The organism is Mycobacterium sp. Root265 (genome assembly GCF_001428895.1).
In the GTDB taxonomy this organism is placed as follows: domain Bacteria; phylum Actinomycetota; class Actinomycetes; order Mycobacteriales; family Mycobacteriaceae; genus Mycobacterium.
The window spans coordinates 273,204-293,491 of record NZ_LMJA01000001.1 but is presented as its reverse complement, the minus strand read 5'-3'; the positions used below and the strand labels follow the sequence as shown (position 1 = coordinate 293,491).

Annotated in this window: 16 protein-coding genes and 1 pseudogene; 8 read left to right on the top strand and 9 right to left on the bottom strand. The window is 67.9% G+C overall.

Annotation, left to right across the window (positions count from 1 at the left end):
- Positions 1-14: 14 nt before the first annotated feature.
- The 4 genes from ASE48_RS01255 to bioB all read right to left on the bottom strand — a co-directional run bounded on the left by ASE48_RS01255 (position 15) and on the right by bioB (position 2,944).
- Positions 15-926, bottom strand: coding sequence for an ATP-grasp fold amidoligase family protein (locus ASE48_RS01255; RefSeq protein ID WP_057165183.1), 912 nt, complete (start codon positions 924-926; stop codon positions 15-17).
- A gap of 97 nt (positions 927-1,023) precedes the next feature.
- Positions 1,024-1,677, bottom strand: coding sequence for a DUF2567 domain-containing protein (locus ASE48_RS01250; protein ID WP_057165182.1), 654 nt, complete (start codon positions 1,675-1,677; stop codon positions 1,024-1,026).
- The gene (gene bsaP, locus ASE48_RS01245; RefSeq protein ID WP_156408995.1) at positions 1,674-1,922 is read right to left on the bottom strand and encodes a biotin synthase auxiliary protein BsaP; all 249 of its coding nucleotides are present in this window, start codon (positions 1,920-1,922) and stop codon (positions 1,674-1,676) included. The genes ASE48_RS01250 and bsaP overlap by 4 nt, the downstream gene beginning before the upstream one ends.
- 26 nt (positions 1,923-1,948) lie before the next feature.
- Positions 1,949-2,944, bottom strand: a complete 996-nt coding sequence (bioB, locus tag ASE48_RS01240; protein WP_057165180.1) for a biotin synthase BioB — start codon at positions 2,942-2,944, stop codon at positions 1,949-1,951.
- Positions 2,945-3,024: 80 nt separating this feature from the next.
- On the opposite strand from bioB, the gene ASE48_RS01235 reads away from it, so the two are divergent.
- From ASE48_RS01235 to ASE48_RS01225, 3 genes and pseudogenes are all read left to right on the top strand, one after another.
- Positions 3,025-3,630, top strand: coding sequence for a TetR/AcrR family transcriptional regulator C-terminal domain-containing protein (locus tag ASE48_RS01235; RefSeq protein ID WP_057165179.1), 606 nt, complete (start codon positions 3,025-3,027; stop codon positions 3,628-3,630).
- Between the two features lie 166 nt (positions 3,631-3,796).
- Entirely contained in the window at positions 3,797-4,267 is a 471-nt protein-coding gene (locus ASE48_RS01230; RefSeq protein ID WP_156408994.1) for a molybdopterin-dependent oxidoreductase, read from the top strand.
- 3 nt (positions 4,268-4,270) lie between these two features.
- Positions 4,271-6,404 (top strand): annotated as a pseudogene (locus ASE48_RS01225) (putative bifunctional diguanylate cyclase/phosphodiesterase).
- A 3-nt stretch (positions 6,405-6,407) separates the two neighbouring features.
- Here ASE48_RS01225 and ASE48_RS01220 read toward each other — a convergent pair.
- Genes ASE48_RS01220 through ASE48_RS01205 form a run of 4 tightly spaced genes read right to left on the bottom strand, consistent with a single transcriptional unit; the run spans position 6,408 to position 10,073 of the window.
- Positions 6,408-6,929 carry a 2'-5' RNA ligase family protein gene (locus tag ASE48_RS01220; RefSeq protein ID WP_057165176.1) on the bottom strand — a complete coding sequence of 174 codons (522 nt, stop codon included), beginning with the start codon at positions 6,927-6,929 and terminating at the stop codon, positions 6,408-6,410.
- A gap of 2 nt (positions 6,930-6,931) precedes the next feature.
- Positions 6,932-7,609, bottom strand: a complete 678-nt coding sequence (gene bioD / locus ASE48_RS01215; protein ID WP_057165175.1) for a dethiobiotin synthase — start codon at positions 7,607-7,609, stop codon at positions 6,932-6,934.
- Positions 7,606-8,751: an 8-amino-7-oxononanoate synthase gene (locus ASE48_RS01210; protein ID WP_057165174.1), complete on the bottom strand. Its 1,146-nt coding sequence runs from the start codon at positions 8,749-8,751 to the stop codon at positions 7,606-7,608. Before ASE48_RS01210 ends, bioD begins: the two co-directional genes overlap by 4 nt.
- A 29-nt stretch (positions 8,752-8,780) precedes the next feature.
- Positions 8,781-10,073: an adenosylmethionine--8-amino-7-oxononanoate transaminase gene (locus ASE48_RS01205; RefSeq protein ID WP_057165173.1), complete on the bottom strand. Its 1,293-nt coding sequence runs from the start codon at positions 10,071-10,073 to the stop codon at positions 8,781-8,783.
- Between the two features lie 92 nt (positions 10,074-10,165).
- On the opposite strand from ASE48_RS01205, the gene ASE48_RS01200 reads away from it, so the two are divergent.
- The 5 genes from ASE48_RS01200 to ASE48_RS01180 are packed head-to-tail and all read left to right on the top strand — an operon-like array spanning position 10,166 to position 18,934.
- Complete coding sequence (locus ASE48_RS01200; RefSeq protein ID WP_057165172.1) at positions 10,166-12,340, top strand: acyltransferase family protein; 2,175 nt, start codon at positions 10,166-10,168, stop codon at positions 12,338-12,340.
- Position 12,341: 1 nt separating this feature from the next.
- Complete coding sequence (glgX, locus tag ASE48_RS01195) at positions 12,342-14,471, top strand: glycogen debranching protein GlgX (protein WP_057165171.1); 2,130 nt, start codon at positions 12,342-12,344, stop codon at positions 14,469-14,471.
- 13 nt (positions 14,472-14,484) lie between these two features.
- Positions 14,485-16,773: a malto-oligosyltrehalose synthase gene (treY, locus tag ASE48_RS01190; protein WP_057165170.1), complete on the top strand. Its 2,289-nt coding sequence runs from the start codon at positions 14,485-14,487 to the stop codon at positions 16,771-16,773.
- On the top strand, positions 16,766-18,490 hold the full coding sequence (gene treZ, locus ASE48_RS01185; RefSeq protein WP_057165169.1) for a malto-oligosyltrehalose trehalohydrolase: 1,725 nt from the start codon (positions 16,766-16,768) through the stop codon (positions 18,488-18,490). Before treY ends, treZ begins: the two co-directional genes overlap by 8 nt.
- A gap of 60 nt (positions 18,491-18,550) precedes the next feature.
- A complete protein-coding gene (locus ASE48_RS01180) occupies positions 18,551-18,934 on the top strand; it encodes a hypothetical protein (RefSeq protein WP_057165168.1) in 384 nt (127 codons plus the stop codon).
- 44 nt (positions 18,935-18,978) lie between these two features.
- Here the strand turns inward: ASE48_RS01180 and ilvA are convergent, their stop codons facing one another.
- On the bottom strand, positions 18,979-20,259 hold the full coding sequence (ilvA, locus tag ASE48_RS01175; RefSeq protein WP_057165167.1) for a threonine ammonia-lyase IlvA: 1,281 nt from the start codon (positions 20,257-20,259) through the stop codon (positions 18,979-18,981).
- Positions 20,260-20,288 lie beyond the last annotated feature (29 nt).

Sequence of the window (20,288 nt, the reverse complement as noted above, 5' to 3'; positions counted from 1 at the left end):
CGGCGCGGCCAGGCTCAGGGCCGGCCGCGCTGCACGTCCTCCAGCGTCGGCAGTTTCCACTGCAGGCCCTGCTCCAGGTCGAAGCTCATCGGCTTGTAGCGCAGCAGACCGCTGCCCGGGTACGGGGTGTATTCGCCGAACCACACCTCGCCGTCGACGGCATACAGGTCGACGCGGATGAAGTCCCAGCCGGTACCGAGGGTGCTTGCGATCTCCATCATCTTGTCCAGTTCGGCGGGCCGCTGCTCATCGGCCACCGGCTGAATCCGCCAGCGCACCGGCAGTTGCCGCCAGTCGGCGTCCAGGAAGGTGGCCGTCTGGTGCTTGCCGAACCGGCCCCGATTGACCTGGATCAGCTCGATACGGCCGTCGAAGACGAAGAATTTGTAGTCGACCGGCGCCTGGCCGTCCGGCGTCGGGATGCGCTCCTCCAGGAGCAGGTGCGGGCGGGCTTCGCTGTAACCCCACTCGCCGAGTTCCAGCGGTGTCTCGTCGAACCAGGTGCTGGTCTGCTGCAGCAGACTGGCCAGATCCGTCTGCGGATCGGGCCCGAACAGCGCGCGCCCACTGCTGGCATTGGGCTTGAGCACCCACGGTGGAAGCGACGCCAGATCGGGGGCGTCGCGCAGGTCCGTGCCGGACCAATAGGTGGCCGGGATACGCAGATCGGGACTCGGGTAGGCCTCCCGGGCCATGTCCTTCATCCACATCTTGTCGCACGCCTTGACGATCCGGTCCCGCCGGTCGTTGAAGATCCGCCAGTTCACCTTCTCGTTGAAGGTCTTCGGGTCGGTGAAGTTGCCGCGTTTGCGGATCATCGACAGGTACAGAAACTGCCGCATGGTGGTGACCGGAATCCTGTCGACCATCTTGCGGCGGGAGGCCTGCAGCCACGCGGGCGTCGTCTTGTACTCCAGCATCGGCATAGCTGACCTCACTCACCCGTAATTATCGCAGCAGCCATTTTGCTGTGACGCAGCTGTGCGCGCGTCAATCTACCGGTGTGAGCACGATCTGTGGGGGCTACGTCTGCGCGGGACCGGCAACCTCGGTGGCCGGTTCCGCGGCCACCGGAATAGGCGGGTACACCCCGGCGTATTCCACCGGTGGCCAGGCGCCGAGATCATCACGAGAGGTCGAGGCGGTCATCAGCGCGTAGGTCAGGGCGGCCACCGCGGCGGGCAACAGGATGCCCGCGGCGATCACCAACGGTCCGTGCCCGAAGAACACCGCAGGTGCTTCGCTCACGTAGTGCACCCGATTGGCCTCGGAGACCGGCGCGGCATCCACATCGATGCTGCCGTAGCGCCAGTGCACCAGGGCCGCACCGACACCGGCGGAGGCACCGGCGGCAGCGGCCATACCGGCGGCAAGCGCGGCCACCTGAACCGGACCGCGGTGTGCCCGCCACTGCCACACCAGGACGGTCGCGACGACGGCGAGCACCCCGAGCAGACCGACCTGGAGAAACGCGCCGAGGAAGAAATGGTCGGAGTCATTGCCCAGGTAGGCCCGCACCCGGTCGCCGGCCCGGGTCAATGCGACGACGCCCTGGATAGGGGGCGCCAGCCAGGCCCACAGGGCACCGACCACCGCGCCGGCGGCGAGCAGACCCAGGAACACCCGGATGGCCGCGGTGCGCCTGGAAACAGCAGGTGCACCAACAGAATTCGTCATCGCTGGGTGTCCAGATCGGTGGAGTCCACCTGACCGTGCCGCGAACACTTCGCCCACCATCCGGTCGGGCGGACCTGGACGATCATCCGGCGGCCGCATTCGGCGCAGAACCGCGGCGGCTCCAGCCCGAGCTGAGCGGCGGTGGGGATGACCGTGCCCGCCGCGGCCCCCAGCTCGGCACCGGTATAGACGTTGTAGACACCGGCGCCCACAGGCGCGGGCAGGGCCGGCAACTCGCTGATCATCACAACTGTCAGTCTTACCGCGCGCGCTACAGCGTCGCGTTCAGGGCCTTGATCGGCATCTGCAGATCGTCGAGCAGCTCCAGGTCCGCCTCGGCCGGACGGCCCAGCGTGGTGAGGTAGTTGCCGACGATCACGGCGTTGATACCGCCCAGGATGCCCTTCTTGGCGCCCAGGTCGCCGAGGGTGATCTCGCGCCCGCCGGCGAACCGCAGCATGGTGCGCGGCAGCGCGAGCCGGAACGCCGCCACGGCTCGCAGCGCGTCGGCGGCCGGCAGCACCTCCAGGTCACCGAAGGGGGTGCCCGGGCGCGGGTTCAGGAAATTCAGCGGCACCTCGTGGGGGTCCAGCTCGGCCAGGTTGGCGGCGAACTCGGCGCGCTGCTCCAACGTTTCGCCCATGCCCAGGATGCCGCCGCAGCAGACCTCCATACCGGCCTCGCGGACCATGCGCAGGGTGTCCCAGCGCTCTTCCCACGAGTGGGTGGTCACGACGTTGGTGAAGAAGGAGCGCGCCGTCTCCAGGTTGTGGTTGTAGCGGTGCACGCCCATGTCGGCCAGCCGCTGCACCTGCTCCTCGGTGAGCATGCCCAGCGAGCACGCGATCTGGATGTCGACCTCGTTGCGGATGGCTTCTATGCCCGCGGCGACCTGCGACAGCAGCCGCTCATCCGGTCCGCGCACCGCGGCGACGATGCAGAACTCGGTGGCACCGGTCTTGGCGGTCTGCTTGGCGGCCTCCACGAGGCTCGGGATGTCGAGCCAGGCGCTGCGCACCGGTGAGGCGAAAAGGCCCGACTGCGAGCAGAAGTGGCAGTCCTCGGGGCAGCCGCCGGTCTTCAGGCTGATGATGCCCTCGACCTCGACGTCGGGACCGCACCACTTCATCCGGACATCGTGCGCAAGCTCCAGCAGAGCGTCGAGCTGATCATCGGGCAGCTGCAGCACCTGCAGGGTCTGGTCCTGATCGAGGCCGACGCCGCGTTCCAAGACCTGCTCGCGCGCCTGAACCAGAATGTCCGTCACCGGTACGTCTCCCTACCTGTCCGTGCAGTGCCGACCACCGGAGCGCTCGACTTGAACACCGTTCAGGTTAGGCTACCTCCGTGCAGCTGCACAAACGTGACCTCGTCGACGCCGCCACGGCGATCCTGGACAACTTCGGGATCGCCGATCTGACCATGCGCCGGCTCGCCCGCGAACTCAGCGTCAGCCCCGGTGCGCTGTACTGGCATTTCGCCAACAAGCAGCAGCTGCTCGGCGCGGTGGCCGACCGGATTCTGCAGCCCACCCTGCAACCGGCGCCGACCGGAAGCTGGCGCGAGCAGATCTCCGGGGACTGCCAGCGCCTGCGGGATGCGCTGCTGTCGCACACCGATGGTGCCGAACTGGTCTCGGCCAGCTTCGCCGCCGGACAGTCCGAGGCGATGACCCAGGTGGTCGAGCGGCTGTCGGCGGCGGCGGCCGAATCCGGCGTCGAGGGTCTGCATTCCGCGCTGGCGGCTCGCACCGTCGTCTACTACGTGCTGGGATTCACCGTCGATGAGCAGTCCCGGCTGCAGTGGGACGCCGCGGGCGCCGATCTGCCGGAAAGCCAATCGGCGCTCGCCGAGGACGCCGGCCGGCGTTTCGCGTTCGGGCTCGGCCTGCTCGTCGACGGTATGGCGGTGCACAGTGCCACCGGCCACCCAAGCTCACACCCCGCAAAATAGCCAGTACGGGTGACCCAATGCGCCACTTCGCGCAGAGCCGGTTCCCGAGCATGGCAAAATGGCCTCGTCAGTGAGGGGTTCATGGATGTGCCGGTCGGATGCGCGGGCGTGGGTGATCGTCGCCTGGGTGTTCGCTGTAGCCGCCCTGAGTGGATGTTCACCGGAGGTGACGAACCTAGCCGCCGAGGTCGTGACCGTTCACAACGCGCAGGTCGCCCCCGGTCAACCGATAGCCACTGCCGGCAAGCCGGTCCTGTCCGTCTACGACGGTTCGGACCGCACCGTGTTCGACCTGGCCGGACTGGAGAAGCTGGGTACCGCGCGGTCGCGACTCTACGAGCCCTACGTCAAGCAGAACATCACGTTCGAGGGCGTCCCCGCCCAGAATCTCGCGACCTATCTGGCTCTGGACCGAGCCGACCGCATCGACGTGGTGGCTCTGGACGGGCTGGAACTGACCATCGGCGTCGGCGACCTGCTGGACTCCAAGGCCTTGTTCGCCACCCGCACCGATGGGCAGGAGATCCCGATAGCCGACGGCGGCCCCACCCGCCTCGTCTTCCCCGGTGACCCGTTGGCCTCCGATCTGAACCAGTGGATCTGGAGCCTCGCGACCGTGACGATCCTGCGTGCCTGACCCATGACCGAGCTCGAGACCCGATGGTCCCGTATCGAAATGGCCACCGCGACGGCCATGCTGATCGCGCTCGTCCTGTTGCTCGGTGCAACCTTCAACGCCTATCAGAACAGCGCGCGCCTGCAGGACACAATCCAGTACACCGATATCGCCTCCGGCAACGAGGGAGATATTGCACCGGCGGCGGGGCACCTCGCGTACGCACTGGAACGCTGGGCGGACGGTGCGCAGGTCCTGGACACCATCGACGTCAACCGCGGTGTCCTCATTCGCCAGCTACACACCGCCGCCGCCAATGCGCCCACCAGCGACGTCCGGGAACGCTATGAGGATCTGCTGGCCCGTGCGCAGCGACTGAGCGGCGACATCGACGATCAGAAGACCCGGGCCCCGGTGTCCGCGCCCGAACCAGGCCTCATCCGGGCCCTGGCGGCCGAAGCCGACAGCATCGTCACCGATGCCCAACTCAACCGGCAGCGCAGCAATCGAGCGGTGTTCGACCAGACCGTCGCCTCGCAGCGATTCGACGACCGCAACCGTCGGCTTGCGGTCGTCGCCGGTGTCCTGACCTTTGTGTTCGGCACGGCGACCATCGGACTGTTCCGCAGGCGCCTGCGCGTCAACCATCACAACGCATTGAAGGATCTGGCCTGTGAGGACCGGCGCCGTCAGGCCGCGGTCGAGCTGGCCAACGATCAGGCATCGATCCTGGAACAGGTTGCCGCGGGTGCGCCCACGGGTGAGGTTCATGCGGCGATCGATGCGCTCGCCGATCACGAACAGTCACTGGAGACCAGCTCACGATTGATGAACATCGTGAGATCCAGGGACAACATCCTCGGTGTGCTCGCACACCAGGCGACTCATGACGGTCTGACGGGTCTGCTGAACCGGGTCGCCCTGGTGGACGCTCTCGAAGACGCGCTCGGCCGCAGCCGTGCCGACGGAAGCTGGGTGGCCTTCCTGTTCTGCGACCTCGACCGGTTCAAGTTCATCAACGACACCTTCGGTCACGACGCCGGCGACGACCTGCTGTGCCAGGTCGCGACGCGCCTGGAGGTGGAGGTCGGTGACCGCGGGCAGGTGGGCCGGATGGGAGGCGACGAATTCGGCGTCGTCCTGACAGGCCCCGCCGACGGCGACCGGCCCCGACAAGCCGCGCACCGGATGGTCGGGGCTGTGGACCGGTTGTACGAAGTGGCGGGTCGCTGGGTGGATATCGACGTATCCGTCGGTGTGGCCGTCGCCCCCGATGACGGAATCCCCGCCGACGAACTGCTGCAGCGGGCGGATATCGCCCTGTACGCCGCGAAGGACCAGGGTCGTTCGCACGTCGCGGAATTCGATCTGGGACTCGCTGCCGAAGCCGACCATCGGCGCGGTGTGGAACATGCCCTGCAGGAGGCGGTGAGCATCGGCGGCCTGGAGGTGCACTACCAGCCGGTGGTGCCGACACGGGGTGGACGACCCACCGATATCGAAGCACTCGTGCGGTGGCGGCGTGACGGTGTGCTGCTGGAGCCTGCGGCATTTCTGTCCATCGCCGAGGACGCGGGCCTGATCGCCAAGATCGACGAGGTGGTCCTGGCCCAGGCCTGCCGGGACGGCGCCGCGCTGGTCGAGGCCGGCGCCGCGATCGGTGTCGCCGTCAACGTGTCGTCCGCAACGCTGGGCCGGCCAGATTTCGTGGAGCTCGTGGCAAAAGCGGTGCAGGACGCCGGCTTTTCGTTCGATCTGCTGCGTCTGGAGGTCACCGAGGCGACCTTGCTCAACGACACCGCCGACGCGGGACGCAAGCTGGAGATCGTGCGCGGCCAGGGCGCGAAGATCGGGATCGACGATTTCGGCACCGGCTACTCCTCGCTGCAGTACCTCAGCGAACTACCGCTGGACGCCCTCAAGATCGACCGACATTTCGTGAACCAACTGGACACCACCTCCGGCGACGCGATCGTGGAGATGATCATCAACCTCGCGCGCGCTGAAGTTGCACACCGTCGCCGAGGGAGTCGAAACCGCTACGCAGCGTGAGCAACTCGCGGCACTGGGCTGCGACCTGATTCAGGGCTACCGCACCGGGCGGCCGCAGCCGATGGCCGAACTGCGTCCGCGCCTGCTCAGCACCGCGACCTGGTAGCCGTCAACTCATCCAATGTTCTTCACGGGCATCGCCATCCCAGTGCCGCAGCCCCACGAACTCCCCCTCGATATCGGTGCCGGTGCCCACCACGGCCAGCGCCTGCTCCAGCAGCTCGGCGGGCACCCGGCGCGCCAGTGTGACGTGCGGGGTCCACTGCCCGGACAGGGTATGCCGAAGCGGTCCGGACTCCATGTGCGGCAAGCAGATACGGTTCACCTGGGCATGCAGGTCCAACAGCTCGACAGACGGGATCACCAGCAGCACCAGGGTGTACGGACCACGCCCGAAGACCATCGGCGCACCGAGCCGGCACGGCAGCGGCAACCGGTCCAGCAGCGGCACCAGATCCGCCTCGGCATCGGCGGACATCTGTGCCGCGACGGTGACCGTGACGTGCGGGCGATTGGTCGGCGAGCGGTGACCGGCCTGGCTGGGCACCCCGGCGTCGGCGAGCGCCTGCCAGAGCCCACGGACGGCGGCATCGGCGCCCGCATCGAGAGTCAGCTCGATCGAGTGCACCATCGCTACACCAGGCTCGCGATCCAGTTCGGGTCGAAGGCCGACGTGCTGAGCATCTGGAACCCGTCGATGCTCAGCGGCGCCGCACCAGCCGGCAACACTGCGCGCAGCTCGGCCAACTGCGCCAGCGCCTCGCGGTTGTCCTGTTCGGCGACCCCGGGCAGCTCCGGCCAGGCGCCGATCACCAGTCCGGCTATCGGAACCCCCTTTGCCGCAAGCGATTCCAGAGTCAGCGCGGCGTGATTGAGGGTGCCCAGCCCCGGGGACACCACCACCAGGACCGGCGCGGACAAGTCGGTTGCCAGATCGCGCAGCGTCACGCCGTCGGCGCCCAGCTGCACCAGCAGGCCGCCGGCGCCCTCCACGATCGTCAACCGTCCCGGCGCGTCGGCGGCCCGCACCGAGGCCAGCAGTTCGTCGCGGTTGGGCAGCGGCAGGCCTGCTCGCCCAGCTGCAGCCACCGGGGCCAGCGCTTCGGGATAGCGCCAGCCGCCGTGCAGCGCGGTCACCCCGGACAGCCTGCCGACCTCGCGGAGATCGTCATCGCCGTCGGCGCTTCCGGTCTGCACCGGTTTGCAGACGGCGACATCCAGTCCGGCCAGGCGCGCGGCGCACGCCAGCGCGGCCGTCGTCACGGTCTTGCCCACCCCGGTATCGGTGCCCGTCACCACCAGCACGCTCATCGTGGCAGGCCGAGAACATCGGCGAGAACCCTTGCCGCCAGCGCGATCTCATCGTCGGTGAGGGCGGCACGGGCGGTCAGCCGCAGCCGCGAGGTGCCGGCCGGGACGGTCGGCGGCCGGAAGCAGCCGACCCGCACCCCGCGTTGCAGGCAGGCCGCCGCGGCGGCGACCGACACCTCGGGATCACCGAGAATCACCGAGACGACCGCCGAGGTGGGTTCCTCGGCCACATCGCAGATCCGGGCCAGTTCGCCCGCGCGGGCCAGCACCGCGGCGGCCAGCTGCGGCTGATCGATCAGCACCCGTAGGGCGGCCAGCGCGGCACCCACGGCGGCCGGCGCCAGACCGGTGTCGAAGATGAAGGTGCGGGCGGTGTCGATGAGGTGCGCGCGCACCGCGGCCGGGCCCAGCACCGCGCCGCCCTGGCTGCCCAGCGACTTGGACAAGGTGGTGGTCATGACGACGTCCGGCGCGCCGGCCAGACCGACCTCGTGCAGCAGACCCTGCCCGCCGGCGCCGCGGACCCCGAGCCCGTGCGCCTCGTCGACCAGCAGCAGCGCACCGAACCGGCGGCACACCTCGTGCAGTTCCCGCAGCGGAGCCAGCGCGCCGTCGGTGCTGAACACCGATTCGGTGGCCACCACGGCGCGGTCCTCGGCGCGGCCGGACAGCGCGTCCTCGACGGCGGCCACATCCAGATGAGGCGTCACCGCGACCCGGGCCCGTGACAGCCGGCAGGCATCCACGATGGAAGCGTGGGTGAGCGCATCGGAGACCAGCAATGTGCCCGGACCGGTCAGCGCGGTGACCGCGCCGATATTGGCGGTGTATCCCGAGGAGAAGACCAGTGCCGATTCGGCACCGGTGAACGCCGCCAGTTCGGATTCGAATTCCTCGTGCAGTTCGGTGTTCCCGGTGACCAGTCGCGAGCCGCTCGCGCCGGCACCCCAGGTGCGCAGCGCCTCGACGCCGCCTTCGAGCACGGCCGGGTGCTGGGACAGCCCGAGGTAGTCGTTGGAGGCCAGGTCGAGCTCGGTGCCCACCGGCGGGCGCACCCGCAACGATCGGCGCAGCCCCTGCGCACGGCGCTGTGTCTCGACCTCGGCGAGCCAGGCCAGCGGGGAAAGACCGGTGCGTGTCAATGGACGTCCTTTCGACACTTGAACACCGTTCAGGTTAATGCACGCGCGACGGCGACCATGCCCGCACCGATCTGGGCGACCTCCTCGGCGGTGCAGATGAACGGCGGCATCGCGTAGACCAGCCTGCCGAACGGTCGCAGCCACAGACCGTGCTCGATCGCGGTTCGGGTGGCCACGGCCATATCGACGGGTTCACGCATCTCGATGACGCCGATGGCGCCGAGCACCCGCACGTCGGCCACCGCAGGCAGCGTTCGCGCCGGTTCGAGTCCGTCCCGCAGACCGGCCTCGATCTTGCCGACCCGTCCCCGCCAGTCACCCTCCAGCAGCAGTTCGACGGCGGCCACCGATACCGCGCAGGCGAGCGCGTTGGCCATGAAGGTCGGCCCGTGCATCAGGGCCCCCGGCTCGCCGGCGCTGATGGTCGCGGCGACGTGCGCCGTGCACAGGGTGGCGGCCAACGTCACGTATCCGCCGGTGAGCGCCTTGCCGACGCACATGATGTCGGGGCTGACGCCGGCATGGTCGGCGGCGAACAGTTCCCCGGTGCGCCCGAACCCGGTGGCGATCTCATCGAAGATGAGCAGCACACCGTGCCGGTCGCACAGCCGTCGCAGGTCGTTGAGATAGCGCGGGTCGTGGAACCGCATGCCACCGGCACCCTGCACCACCGGCTCGACGATCACCGCAGCCAACTCGCCGGCGTGCTCGGCGAGTTGGCGTTCGAAGGCGGCGACGTAGGACGGGTCGTACTCGCCGGGCACCTGCGGGGCGAACACCTGCCGGGCCAGGACGTCGGTCCAGATCGAGTGCATGCCGCCGTCGGGGTCACACACACTCATCGGGGTGAAGGTGTCGCCGTGGTATCCGCCGCGCCACGTCATCAGTCGGTGCTTGGCCGGCCGGCCGCGGCTGCGCCAGTACTGCAGCGCCATCTTGGCGGCCACCTCCACCGACACCGAGCCCGAATCGCTGAAGAACACCGAGTCCAGGCCCGCCGGGGTGATCTCGACCAGCAGCTGGGCCAGTCGGGCCGCGGGCTCATGGGTCAGGCCTCCGAACATGACGTGGTTCATGGTGGCCAGCTGAGCGCTCATGGCCGCATCGAGCCGCGGATGGCCGTGGCCGTGCACCGCGGTCCACCACGAACTCATGGCGTCGAGGACATCGACGGACCTGCCATCGTGCACGAGGGTCAGCCAGGCGCCCTTGGCGGCCACCGCCACCACCGGCGTCAGCGCCTGGGAGCCGATGGTGCTGTAGGGGTGCCAGATGTGCGCGGTGTCGATCGCGCTGATCTCATCCGGTGTCAACGCGGGCATGGCACCGGACACTATCGCTTTGCTCAGCAGGTGTGACGTCGCGCCCGTGGCCTGAGGCACCCAGGGTTCTTAGGTAGATTAACTCCCCGACCATGATGACCCTTGCTCCCGCCCGGCCCTCCACCCGCGGTAAAGCCGAAGCGCGTCCCGCGTCGCCCGTCGGCACGCAGATGGGTACTCGCGCATCGGGCTTCTACCGGCACGACCTCGACGGACTCCGCGGGGTCGCGATCGCCCTCGTCGCGATTTTCCACGTCTGGTTCGGCCGGGTTTCCGGTGGTGTGGACGTATTCCTGGCGCTGTCCGGGTTCTTCTTCGGCGGCCGGTTGCTGCGGGCCGCAATCGACCCGGCCACCGCGCTGCGCCCGGTTCCGGAGATCGTGCGGCTGGTGCGCCGACTGCTGCCTGCATTGATCGTGGTACTCGCCGCCGCCGCGGTGCTGACCATCCTGATCCAGCCGGAAACCCGCTGGGAAACGTTTGCTGACCAGAGCCTGGCCAGCCTCGGCTACTACCAGAACTGGGAGCTGGCCAACACCGCTGCGGACTATCTGCGCGCCGGCGAGACGGTGAGCCCGCTGCAGCACATCTGGTCGATGTCGGTGCAGGGCCAGTTCTACATCGCGCTGCTGGCGATCATCTTCGGCCTCGCCTGCCTGCTGCGCCGACCGCTCGGCAGGCACGTGCGCTGGGTGTTCATCGTGCTGCTCACCGCGCTGACCATCGCGTCGTTCGTCTACGCGATCATCGCGCACAACGCCGATCAGGCCGTCGCGTACTACAACAGCTTCGCCCGCGCCTGGGAGCTCACCCTGGGCGCGCTGATCGGCGCGCTGGTCCCCTATGTGCGCTGGCCCATGTGGGTGCGCACCATCGTGGCGACGGTATCGCTGGTCGCCATCCTGTTGTGCGGCTGGCTGATCGACGGGGTCCGCGAGTTCCCCGGCCCGTGGACGCTGGTGCCGGTCGGGGCCACCGTGCTGTTCATCCTGTCCGCGGCCAACCGGGTCGCCGACCCGCACACCGGCGGCAAGCTGCCCGCCCCCAACCGGCTGCTGGCCACCAAACCGTTCGTCGCGCTGGGATCGATGGCCTACTCGCTGTACCTGTGGCACTGGCCGCTGCTGATCTTCTGGCTGGCCTACAGCGGGCGCGACCACGCCGGCTTCACCGACGGCGCGATCGTGCTGCTGGTGTCCGGCGTGCTGGCCTGGCTGACGACCAGATACGTGGAGACCCCGCTGCGCTACAAGGCACCGGCGCAGCGGCCCGTCGGTGTCCCGTGGCGCACCCGGTTGCGCCGCCCGACGATCGTGCTGGGCTCGGTGGTCACCCTGCTGGGTGTCACGCTGACCGCGACCTCGTTCACCTGGCGTGAGCATGTCACCGTCGAGCGGGCCAGCGGTAAGGAATTGTCCGGCCTGTCGGCGCGCGACTACCCCGGATCGCGCGCACTGCTCAACAACGCCAAGGTGCCCAAGCTGCCGATGCGGCCCACCGTGCTGGAGGCCAAGAACGACATCCCGGAGTCCACCAACGCCGGTTGCATCAGTGACTTCGACAACGTCGACGTCATCAACTGCACCTACGGCAACAAGGATTCCCAACGCACCATCGCCCTGGCCGGCGGCTCACATGCCGAACACTGGATCACCGCGCTGGACCTGCTGGGCCGGCTGCACGACTTCAAGGTGGTCACCTACCTGAAGATGGGTTGCCCGCTGACCACCGAGGAGAAACCCCTCGTGATGGGCGACAACCGCCCCTATCCGAAGTGCCGGGAATGGAATGAGAAGGTGATGCCGAAGCTGCTTGCCGACAAGCCCGACTTCGTGTTCACCACCTCCACCCGGCCGTGGAACATCAAACCCGGCGATGTCATGCCCAGCGCGTATCTCGGTATCTGGCAAGAGTTCTCGGATGCCGGCATCGATGTGCTGGCCATGCGCGACACGCCCTGGCTGGTGCGCAACAACAAGCCGTATTTCCCGGCCGATTGCCTGGCCGACGGCGGCGATGCCATCTCGTGCGGCATCAAGCGCTCTGAGGTACTGTCCGACGACAACCCGACTTTGAATTATGTGCAACGGTTCCCGAACCTGAAGCCACTCGACATGACCGATGCGGTGTGCCGACCGGACTTCTGCCGAGTAGTGGAGGGAAATGTGTTGATGTATCACGACTCCCACCACCTGTCGACCACGTACGTGCGCACCATGACGAACGAACTCGGGCGTCAGCTCGCAGCCGCCACCGGCTGGTGGTGACATGGACGTCACGGTCTGGCCCGGCACCGCGTATCCACTGGGTGCCACCTATGACGGGGCCGGCACCAACTTCTCACTGTTCTCCGAGGTCGCCGACGCGGTCGAGCTCTGTCTGATCGCCAAAGACGGTACCGAACAACGGATTCCGCTCGAAGAGGTCGATGGCTACGTCTGGCACGCCTACCTGCCCACCGTGAGTCCCGGCCAGCGCTACGGATTCCGGGTGTACGGGCCGTGGGATCCCACGGCCGGACACCGGTGTGACCCCAGCAAGCTGCTGCTCGACCCGTACGGAAAGTCATTCCACGGCGACTTCGAGTTCACCCAGGCGCTGTTCTCCTACGACCTGGAATCCGACGATCCCGCCGTCACCCCCGCCGATCCCCCGGTGGACTCCTTGGGCCACACCATGACCAGCGTGGTGATCAACCCGTTCTTCGACTGGGGTTCCGACCGGGCACCGCGCACCCCCTACCACGAGACCGTCATCTACGAAGCCCACGTCAAGGGCCTGACCCAGCTGCACCCCGACATCCCCGAACAACTGCGCGGCACCTACGCCGGCCTGGCGCACCCGGTGATCGTCGAGCATCTGAAGTCGCTGAACGTCACCGCCATCGAGCTGATGCCGGTGCACCAGTTCCTGCACGACCACCGGCTGCTCGACTTGGGACTGCGAAACTACTGGGGTTACAACACCTTCGGATTCCTCGCCCCGCATGCCCAGTACGCGGCCAGCCGCCACGCCGGTGGCGCGGTGGCCGAGTTCAAGGCGATGGTGCGCTCCTTCCACGACGCCGGTATCGAGGTCATCCTCGACGTGGTCTACAACCACACCGCCGAGGGCAACCACCTGGGCCCGACACTGAACTTCCGCGGTATCGACAACGCGGCGTATTACCGGCTGCTCGACGGCGAGGAACAGTTCTACAAGGACTTCACCGGCACCGGCAACAGTCTCAACGCCCGTCACCCGCACACCCTGCAGCTGATCATGGATTCGCTGCGGTACTGGGTGCTGGAGATGCACGTCGACGGCTTCCGCTTCGACCTGGCCTCGACCCTGGCCCGCGAGTTCTACGATGTCGACCGGCTGTCGGCCTTCTTCGATCTGGTGCAACAGGATCCTGTGGTCAGCCAGGTCAAGCTGATCGCCGAACCCTGGGACGTCGGCGAGGGCGGCTACCAGGTCGGCAACTTCCCCGGGCTGTGGACAGAGTGGAACGGCAAGTACCGCGACACCGTGCGCGACTACTGGCGCGGTGAGCCCGCGACGCTCGGTGAGTTCGCGTCCCGGCTCACCGGTTCCTCGGATCTCTACGAGAACACCGGCCGACGGCCCGGCGCGAGCATCAACTTCGTCACCTGTCATGACGGGTTCACCCTGGCCGACCTGGTGTCCTACAACGAGAAACACAACGAGGCCAACGGCGAGGACAACCGGGACGGCGAAAGCCACAACCGGTCCTGGAACTGCGGTGTCGAGGGCCCGACCGACGATCCGGACATCCTCGCACTGCGGGCGCGACAGATGCGCAATGTGATCGGCACGCTGATGATCTCGCAGGGCACCCCGATGATCAGTCACGGCGACGAGATCGGACGCACTCAGGGCGGCAACAACAACGCCTACTGCCAGGATTCGCCGGTCGCCTGGGTGGACTGGTCCCGGCTCGAGGACAACGCCGAACTGCTGGAGTTCACCCGCAAGGCGGTGGCGCTGCGCAAGAAGCACCCGGTGTTCCGCCGGCGCCGCTTCCTGGCGGGCAATCCGATTCGCAGCGGCGAACAGGAGCGCGACATCGCGTGGCTGACGCCGGCAGGCGCCGAGATGACCCCGGAGGACTGGGGATCGGGCTTCGGCAAGAGTGTCGCGGTGTTCCTCAACGGCGACGCCATCCCCGAACCCAACGCCCGCGGCGAGCGCGTCCGCGACGATTCGTTCCTGTTGTGCTTCAACGCACACGACGAATCGCTGGATTTCGTGCTGCCACCGGATGATTACGCCGAAAAGTGGGTAACCGCGTTGGACACCGGCGATCCCGCCGGTCCCGACGAGGTGACGATTTCTGCGGGCGAGAAGATCTCGCTGCAGCCGCGTTCGCTTCTGGTGCTCCGGAAAACGACCTAGGCGGTAACGGCTGATGGGTGTCCCGCTCTCCACGTATCGGCTGCAGATGCGCGGTGATTCCTTCACCTTCGCCGACGCGGTCGACCTGCTGGACTATTTGGACGATCTCGGGGTCTCACACCTGTACCTGTCCCCGATCCTGACCGCGGCCGCGGGGTCCACCCACGGCTACGACGTCACCGACCCGACCACGGTGTCCCAGGAACTCGGCGGACCCGAGGGCCTGGCCGAATTGTCCGCCCAGGCCCGGGCCCGCGGGATGGGCCTGATCGTCGATATCGTGCCCAACCACGTCGGCGTCGACGATCCCACGCAGAACCCCTGGTGGTGGGACGTGCTCACGCACGGCCGGGATTCGGCGTACAGCACCTACTTCGACATCGACTGGGATCTCGACCACGGCCGGATCGTGTTGCCGGTGCTGGGATCCGACGACGACATCTCCGACCTGACCGTGGACGGAGATCGGCTGCGGCTGGGCGATCGGGTCTGGCCGATCGCTCCGGGTACCGCGCAGGACGGCGCATCCGGTGCCGAGGTGCACGACCGTCAGCACTACAAACTCATCGGCTGGAGGAACAACCTCTGCGGCTATCGCCGGTTCTTCTCCATCACGTCACTGGCCGGCCTGCGCCAGGAGGACCCCGCTGTGTTCGACGCATCCCATGCCGAGGTGGGCCGCTGGTTCACCGAGGGGATGGTCGACGGGTTGCGCATCGACCATCCCGACGGGCTCGCCGAACCCGCCGCCTACGTGACGGACCTTCGCGACCTGGTCGGCGAGAAGGCCTGGATCGTCATCGAGAAGATCCTGGCCCCCGACGAGCCTCTCGACACCGGGCTGCCGGTGGACGGCACCACCGGTTATGACGCCTTGCGCGAGATCGGCGGGCTGTTCGTCGACCCGTCGGCCGAACCGACGCTGACCGCGCTCTACGAGCGCAGCGGTGTCGACCGCGGCACCATCGAGCACCAGACATCGGAATTGAAGACCGCCGCCGCCACCGTCACCCTCGCCAGCGAGCTGGCCCGGGTGTGCCGGTCCATCGTCGCCGATATCGGTGCCGACCATCCCCTGCTGCCGGATGCGGTCACCTCCTTGCTGACCCACGTGCACGTGTACCGGTTCGACTACCTGAATCTGACCGCTGTCGGACCGACCGCGATCGCCGAGGCCGTGCGCACCCGGCCCGAACTGGCCGAACCGCTGCAGCTGGTGGCGGCGGCCCTGGCACACGACGGCGAGGCCGCGGTCCGCATCCAGCAGCTGTGCGGTGCGGTGACCGCGAAGTCCGTCGAGGACTGCCTGTTCTACCGGGACGCCCGACTGGTCACCCTCAACGAGGTCGGCGGTGAGCCGTCACTATTCGGGGTGAGCGCCGCCGAGTTCCACGAGCGGGCGGCCACCCGGGCGCGGCTGTGGCCGCACGCCATGGTGACGCTGTCCACCCACGACACCAAACGCAGTGAGGACGTGCGGGCCCGCATCGGTGTGCTGTCCCAGCTGGCCGACGAGTGGGCCGAACGTGTCGAACGCTGGTCTCATATCGTACTGAGCCCGGACCCGGCGACCACACTCTTCCTGTGGCAGAACGTCTTCGGCGTGTGGCCGGTCGACGGCGAGGTATCCGAGTCCCTGCGGGCCCGGCTGCACGCCTACGCGGAAAAGGCGATCAGGGAAGCGGCGCTGCACACCTCGTGGAACGACCCGGACACCGCATTCGAATCGGCGGTACACGACTGGGTCGATGCCGTCATCGACGGCCCGGTGTCCAAGGAACTGACCGCACTGGTGGCTCGCGCCGATGCGCACGCCCACAGCGACAGCCTCGGCCAGAAACTCCTGGCGCTCACCGTGCCCGGCATCCCGGATGTTTATCAGGGCACCGAACAGTTCGACGACAGCCTGGTCGATCCGGACAATCGCCGGCCGGTGGACTATGCCGTGCGGCGCGCCGCATTGCAGGCCCGCACCGACCCCAAGATCCGGGTGGTGGGCGCCGCGCTGCGGCTGCGCAGGGAACTGCCCGACACGTTCCTCGACGGCGGCTACCGACCGGTGCCGGCGTCGGGATCCGCGGCCGCACACCTGGTCGCCTTCTTGCGCGGCGATGACGTGCTGGTGGCGGTGTCACGGTGGACGGTCAAGCTTGCCGAGATCGGCTGGGGGGACACCACAGTGACATTGCCGGAAGGCATCTGGACCGACCGGCTGACCGGGCGCACCCATGCGGGCAGTCCGGCGGCGACCGAGTTGTTCGCCGAGCTGCCGGTGGTACTGCTGGAGCGCACCGATGTCTGACCGTGAATTCGCGGTGTGGGCGCCGCGTCCCGACCGGGTGCAGCTCGATGTCGACGGCGCCCGGTATCCGATGGAGCGCGGCACCGACGACTGGTGGCGGGCCACCGTGACAGCCGGACCCGACAGTCGCTACGGATTCGTCCTCGATGACGACGACACCGTGCTGCCCGACCCACGGTCGGCCCGCCAGCCGGACGGGGTGCACGCACCTTCGCAGCTGTGGACCCCCGCCGCGGCCCCCGAAGACTGGCCGGGACGCTCGATCGAGGGCTCCACCATCTACGAGCTGCACGTCGGGACATTCACCCCCGCAGGCACTTTCGATGCCGCCATCGAAAAGCTGCAGTACCTGGTCGATCTCGGTGTCGACTTCGTCGAACTGATGCCGGTGAACGCCTTCAGCGGCACCCACGGCTGGGGTTATGACGGTGTGCTCTGGTACGCGGCGCACGAGCCCTACGGCGGCCCGGATGCCTTGCTGCGTCTCGTCGACGCCTGTCACGCCGTGGGCCTCGGCGTGCTGATCGACGCGGTGTTCAACCATCTCGGCCCGTCCGGCAACTACCTGCCCAGGTTCGGGCCGTATCTGTCCAGCGGCAGCAACCCGTGGGGCGAATCGGTCAACATCGGCGATGCCGGCGCCGACGAGGTGCGCCGCTACATCTTGGACTGCGCGCTGCGCTGGATGCGTGATTTCGGGGCCGACGGTCTGCGCCTCGACGCCGTACACGCACTGGTGGACACCACCGCCATCCACATCCTGGAGGAATTGACCACCGAAACCGATGCTCTGGCAGCCGAGTTGGGCCGCCCGCTGTCCCTGATCGCCGAGAGTGACATGAACGACCCCCGGCTGATCACCCCGCGCGATCAGGGCGGCCTCGGACTCACCGCGCAGTGGGACGACGATATCCACCACGCCATCCACACCGCGGTCTCCGGCGAACGGCAGGGCTATTACGGTGATTTCGGCACCGTGGAGACGCTGGCGCAGACCTTGACGCACGGCTACTTCCACGCAGGCACGTACTCGTCGTTCCGCGGCCGCCGGCACGGCCGCCCCCTGGACACCGCCACCATTCCCGCGACCCGACTGCTCGCCTACACCCTCACCCACGATCAGGTGGGCAACCGGGCCACCGGTGACCGGCCGTCACAGAACCTGACCACCGGCCAGCTCGCGGTGAAGGCCGCGCTGGCACTCGGATCTCCCTATACGGCAATGCTGTTCATGGGTGAGGAATGGGGTTCGAGCAGTCCGTTTCAGTTCTTCACCTCCCATCCGGAACCGGAACTGGGCCGTGCCACCGCGGAGGGACGCAAGGCAGAATTCGCTGCGCACGGCTGGGATGCCGATGAGATTCCGGACCCGCAGGATCCCGAGACCTTCACCCGGTCCAAGCTCGACTGGGACGAGGTCGCCGAGGGTGAGCACGCCCGGCTGTTGGAGGCCTACCGGCAGCTGATCGCGTTGCGGCACAACGAACCCGACTTCGCCGACCCGTGGCTGGACCACCTGCGGGTGGAGTACGACGAGGATGCGCGCTGGATCGTCCTGCACCGCGGCTCGCTGGCGGTGGCGTGCAATCTCGGCGACTCCGCGGTGAGTGTTCCGGTCACCGGCGAGGTCGTGCTCGCGTGGGATGACCCGTCGGCCGACGGTGCAGCCACCGTGATGCCCGGGCATTCTTTCGCGATTCTGCGCGCTGTCAACTGACCGTCCACAGGCTGTGGATGGCCGTTTGCCCCGCCCACTGGGTTGCCCGACGATGCGGATATGACTGCGATCCTGCCCATTCCGCCGCTCGACACCGCCACCGATCCGGTGCGGTCACCCGCTGACATCGGCCAGCGCTGGCGCGCCCTGATGGGACCGGTGGCATTCGCCAGTCCCCTGCTGGACTTCGTGTTCGTCGGCCCGGACCGGTGTTTCGTCACGGTGCTCACCGAAGTCGAGGTCGATCCGGAACCCGATACGGCACATGTCGCGAGGCTGATGGCGATCATCGCCGAGTTGTTGGAGGACGGCCCGCCAGGGACCACGGTGGCGTTCCTGTTCGCCCGGCCGGGCCGCGACGGGGTATCGGCGACGGACAGACGCTGGGCCGCGGTGATCAGCGCGGAGGCCGCCGCGCTCGGTATCCCGATCGAACCGATCTAACGGGCCAACGACGATGCGCTGGTCGAAGTGCCGTCGGCCTGAGATCAGGTCAGGTAGCGGTAGGTCGGCGAACCCGGTTCCAGCAGTTCGACATGCGCCTCGGAGTCGTGCATCCGTTGCAGCAGCCCGTCGAGGTCGGTCGACGAGCCCAGCTCGATACCGACCAACGCCTCACCGGTTTCGCGGTTGTTGCGCTTGACGTACTCGAACAGGGTGATGTCGTCGTTGGGTCCGAGCACGCTGTCCAGGAATCCGCGCAGGGCACCCGGCTCCTGCGGGAAGTCCACCAGGAAATAGTGCTTGAGCCCGCGGTGCACCAGCGACCGTTCGAGGATCTCGCCGTACCGCGAAACATCGTTGTTGCCACCGGAGATGATGCACACCACGGTGGAGCCGGGCTCGATGGCGGCCTCCATCAACGCGGCCACCGACAATGCTCCCGCCGGCTCGGCGATGATGCCCTCGCTCTGATACAGGTCGAGCATCGCCGAACACACCGCGCCCTCGTCGACCGAGGTGATCGACAACATGTCGCCGGCCGCGGCCAGCGCCGCGTACGGGTGCGCGCCGGCCTTCGCCACGGCGGCCCCGTCGACGAACTGGTCCACATGCTCCAGCGTCACCGGGGTGCCCGCGGCCAGGGCGGCCATCATCGATGCCGCGCCGGCCGGCTCGGCGCCGAGCACCGCCGAGTTGGTGGTGCGCTCGGACAGATAGGTGGTGATACCGGCGATGCACCCGCCGCCGCCGACCGGGACGATCACCACGTCGGGCTCACCGGGCAGCTGCTCGAGCAGCTCGACGGCGATGGTGCCCTGCCCGGCCATCGTGCGCGGATCGTCATAGGGCGGCACCAGGGTGGCGCCGGTGCGGGCCACGTCGTCGAGTGCGGCCTGCGCGGCCAGGTCATAGGTCTTGCCGCCAACGATCAACTCGATGAACTCGCCGCCGTGATAGCGGATCCGGTCGCGTTTCTGCTTGGGCGTCTTGGCCGGCACGTAGACGCGGCCGTGCACGCCCATGGACCGGCAGGCCAGCGCGAAGCCCTGGGCGTGATTGCCTGCCGAGGAACAGACCACCCCGGCGGCGAGCTCGTCGGGGGTCAGTTGCATCAGCAGGTTGTAGGCGCCTCGGAGCTTGTAGGAACGCACCGCCTGCAGGTCCTCACGCTTGAGGTACACCTGGGCGCTCGTGGCCTGGGACAACCGGTCGCTGAACTGCAAGGGGCTCTGGGTGACGACGCCGGCGATTCGCGCAGCGGCCTCGTCGATGTCGGCCGCGGTGAGCGGCGATACCTGGGGGCCTCGAATCAGATCAGCAGACACCGCTCAATGGTGCCATCACCTGCTCTCCA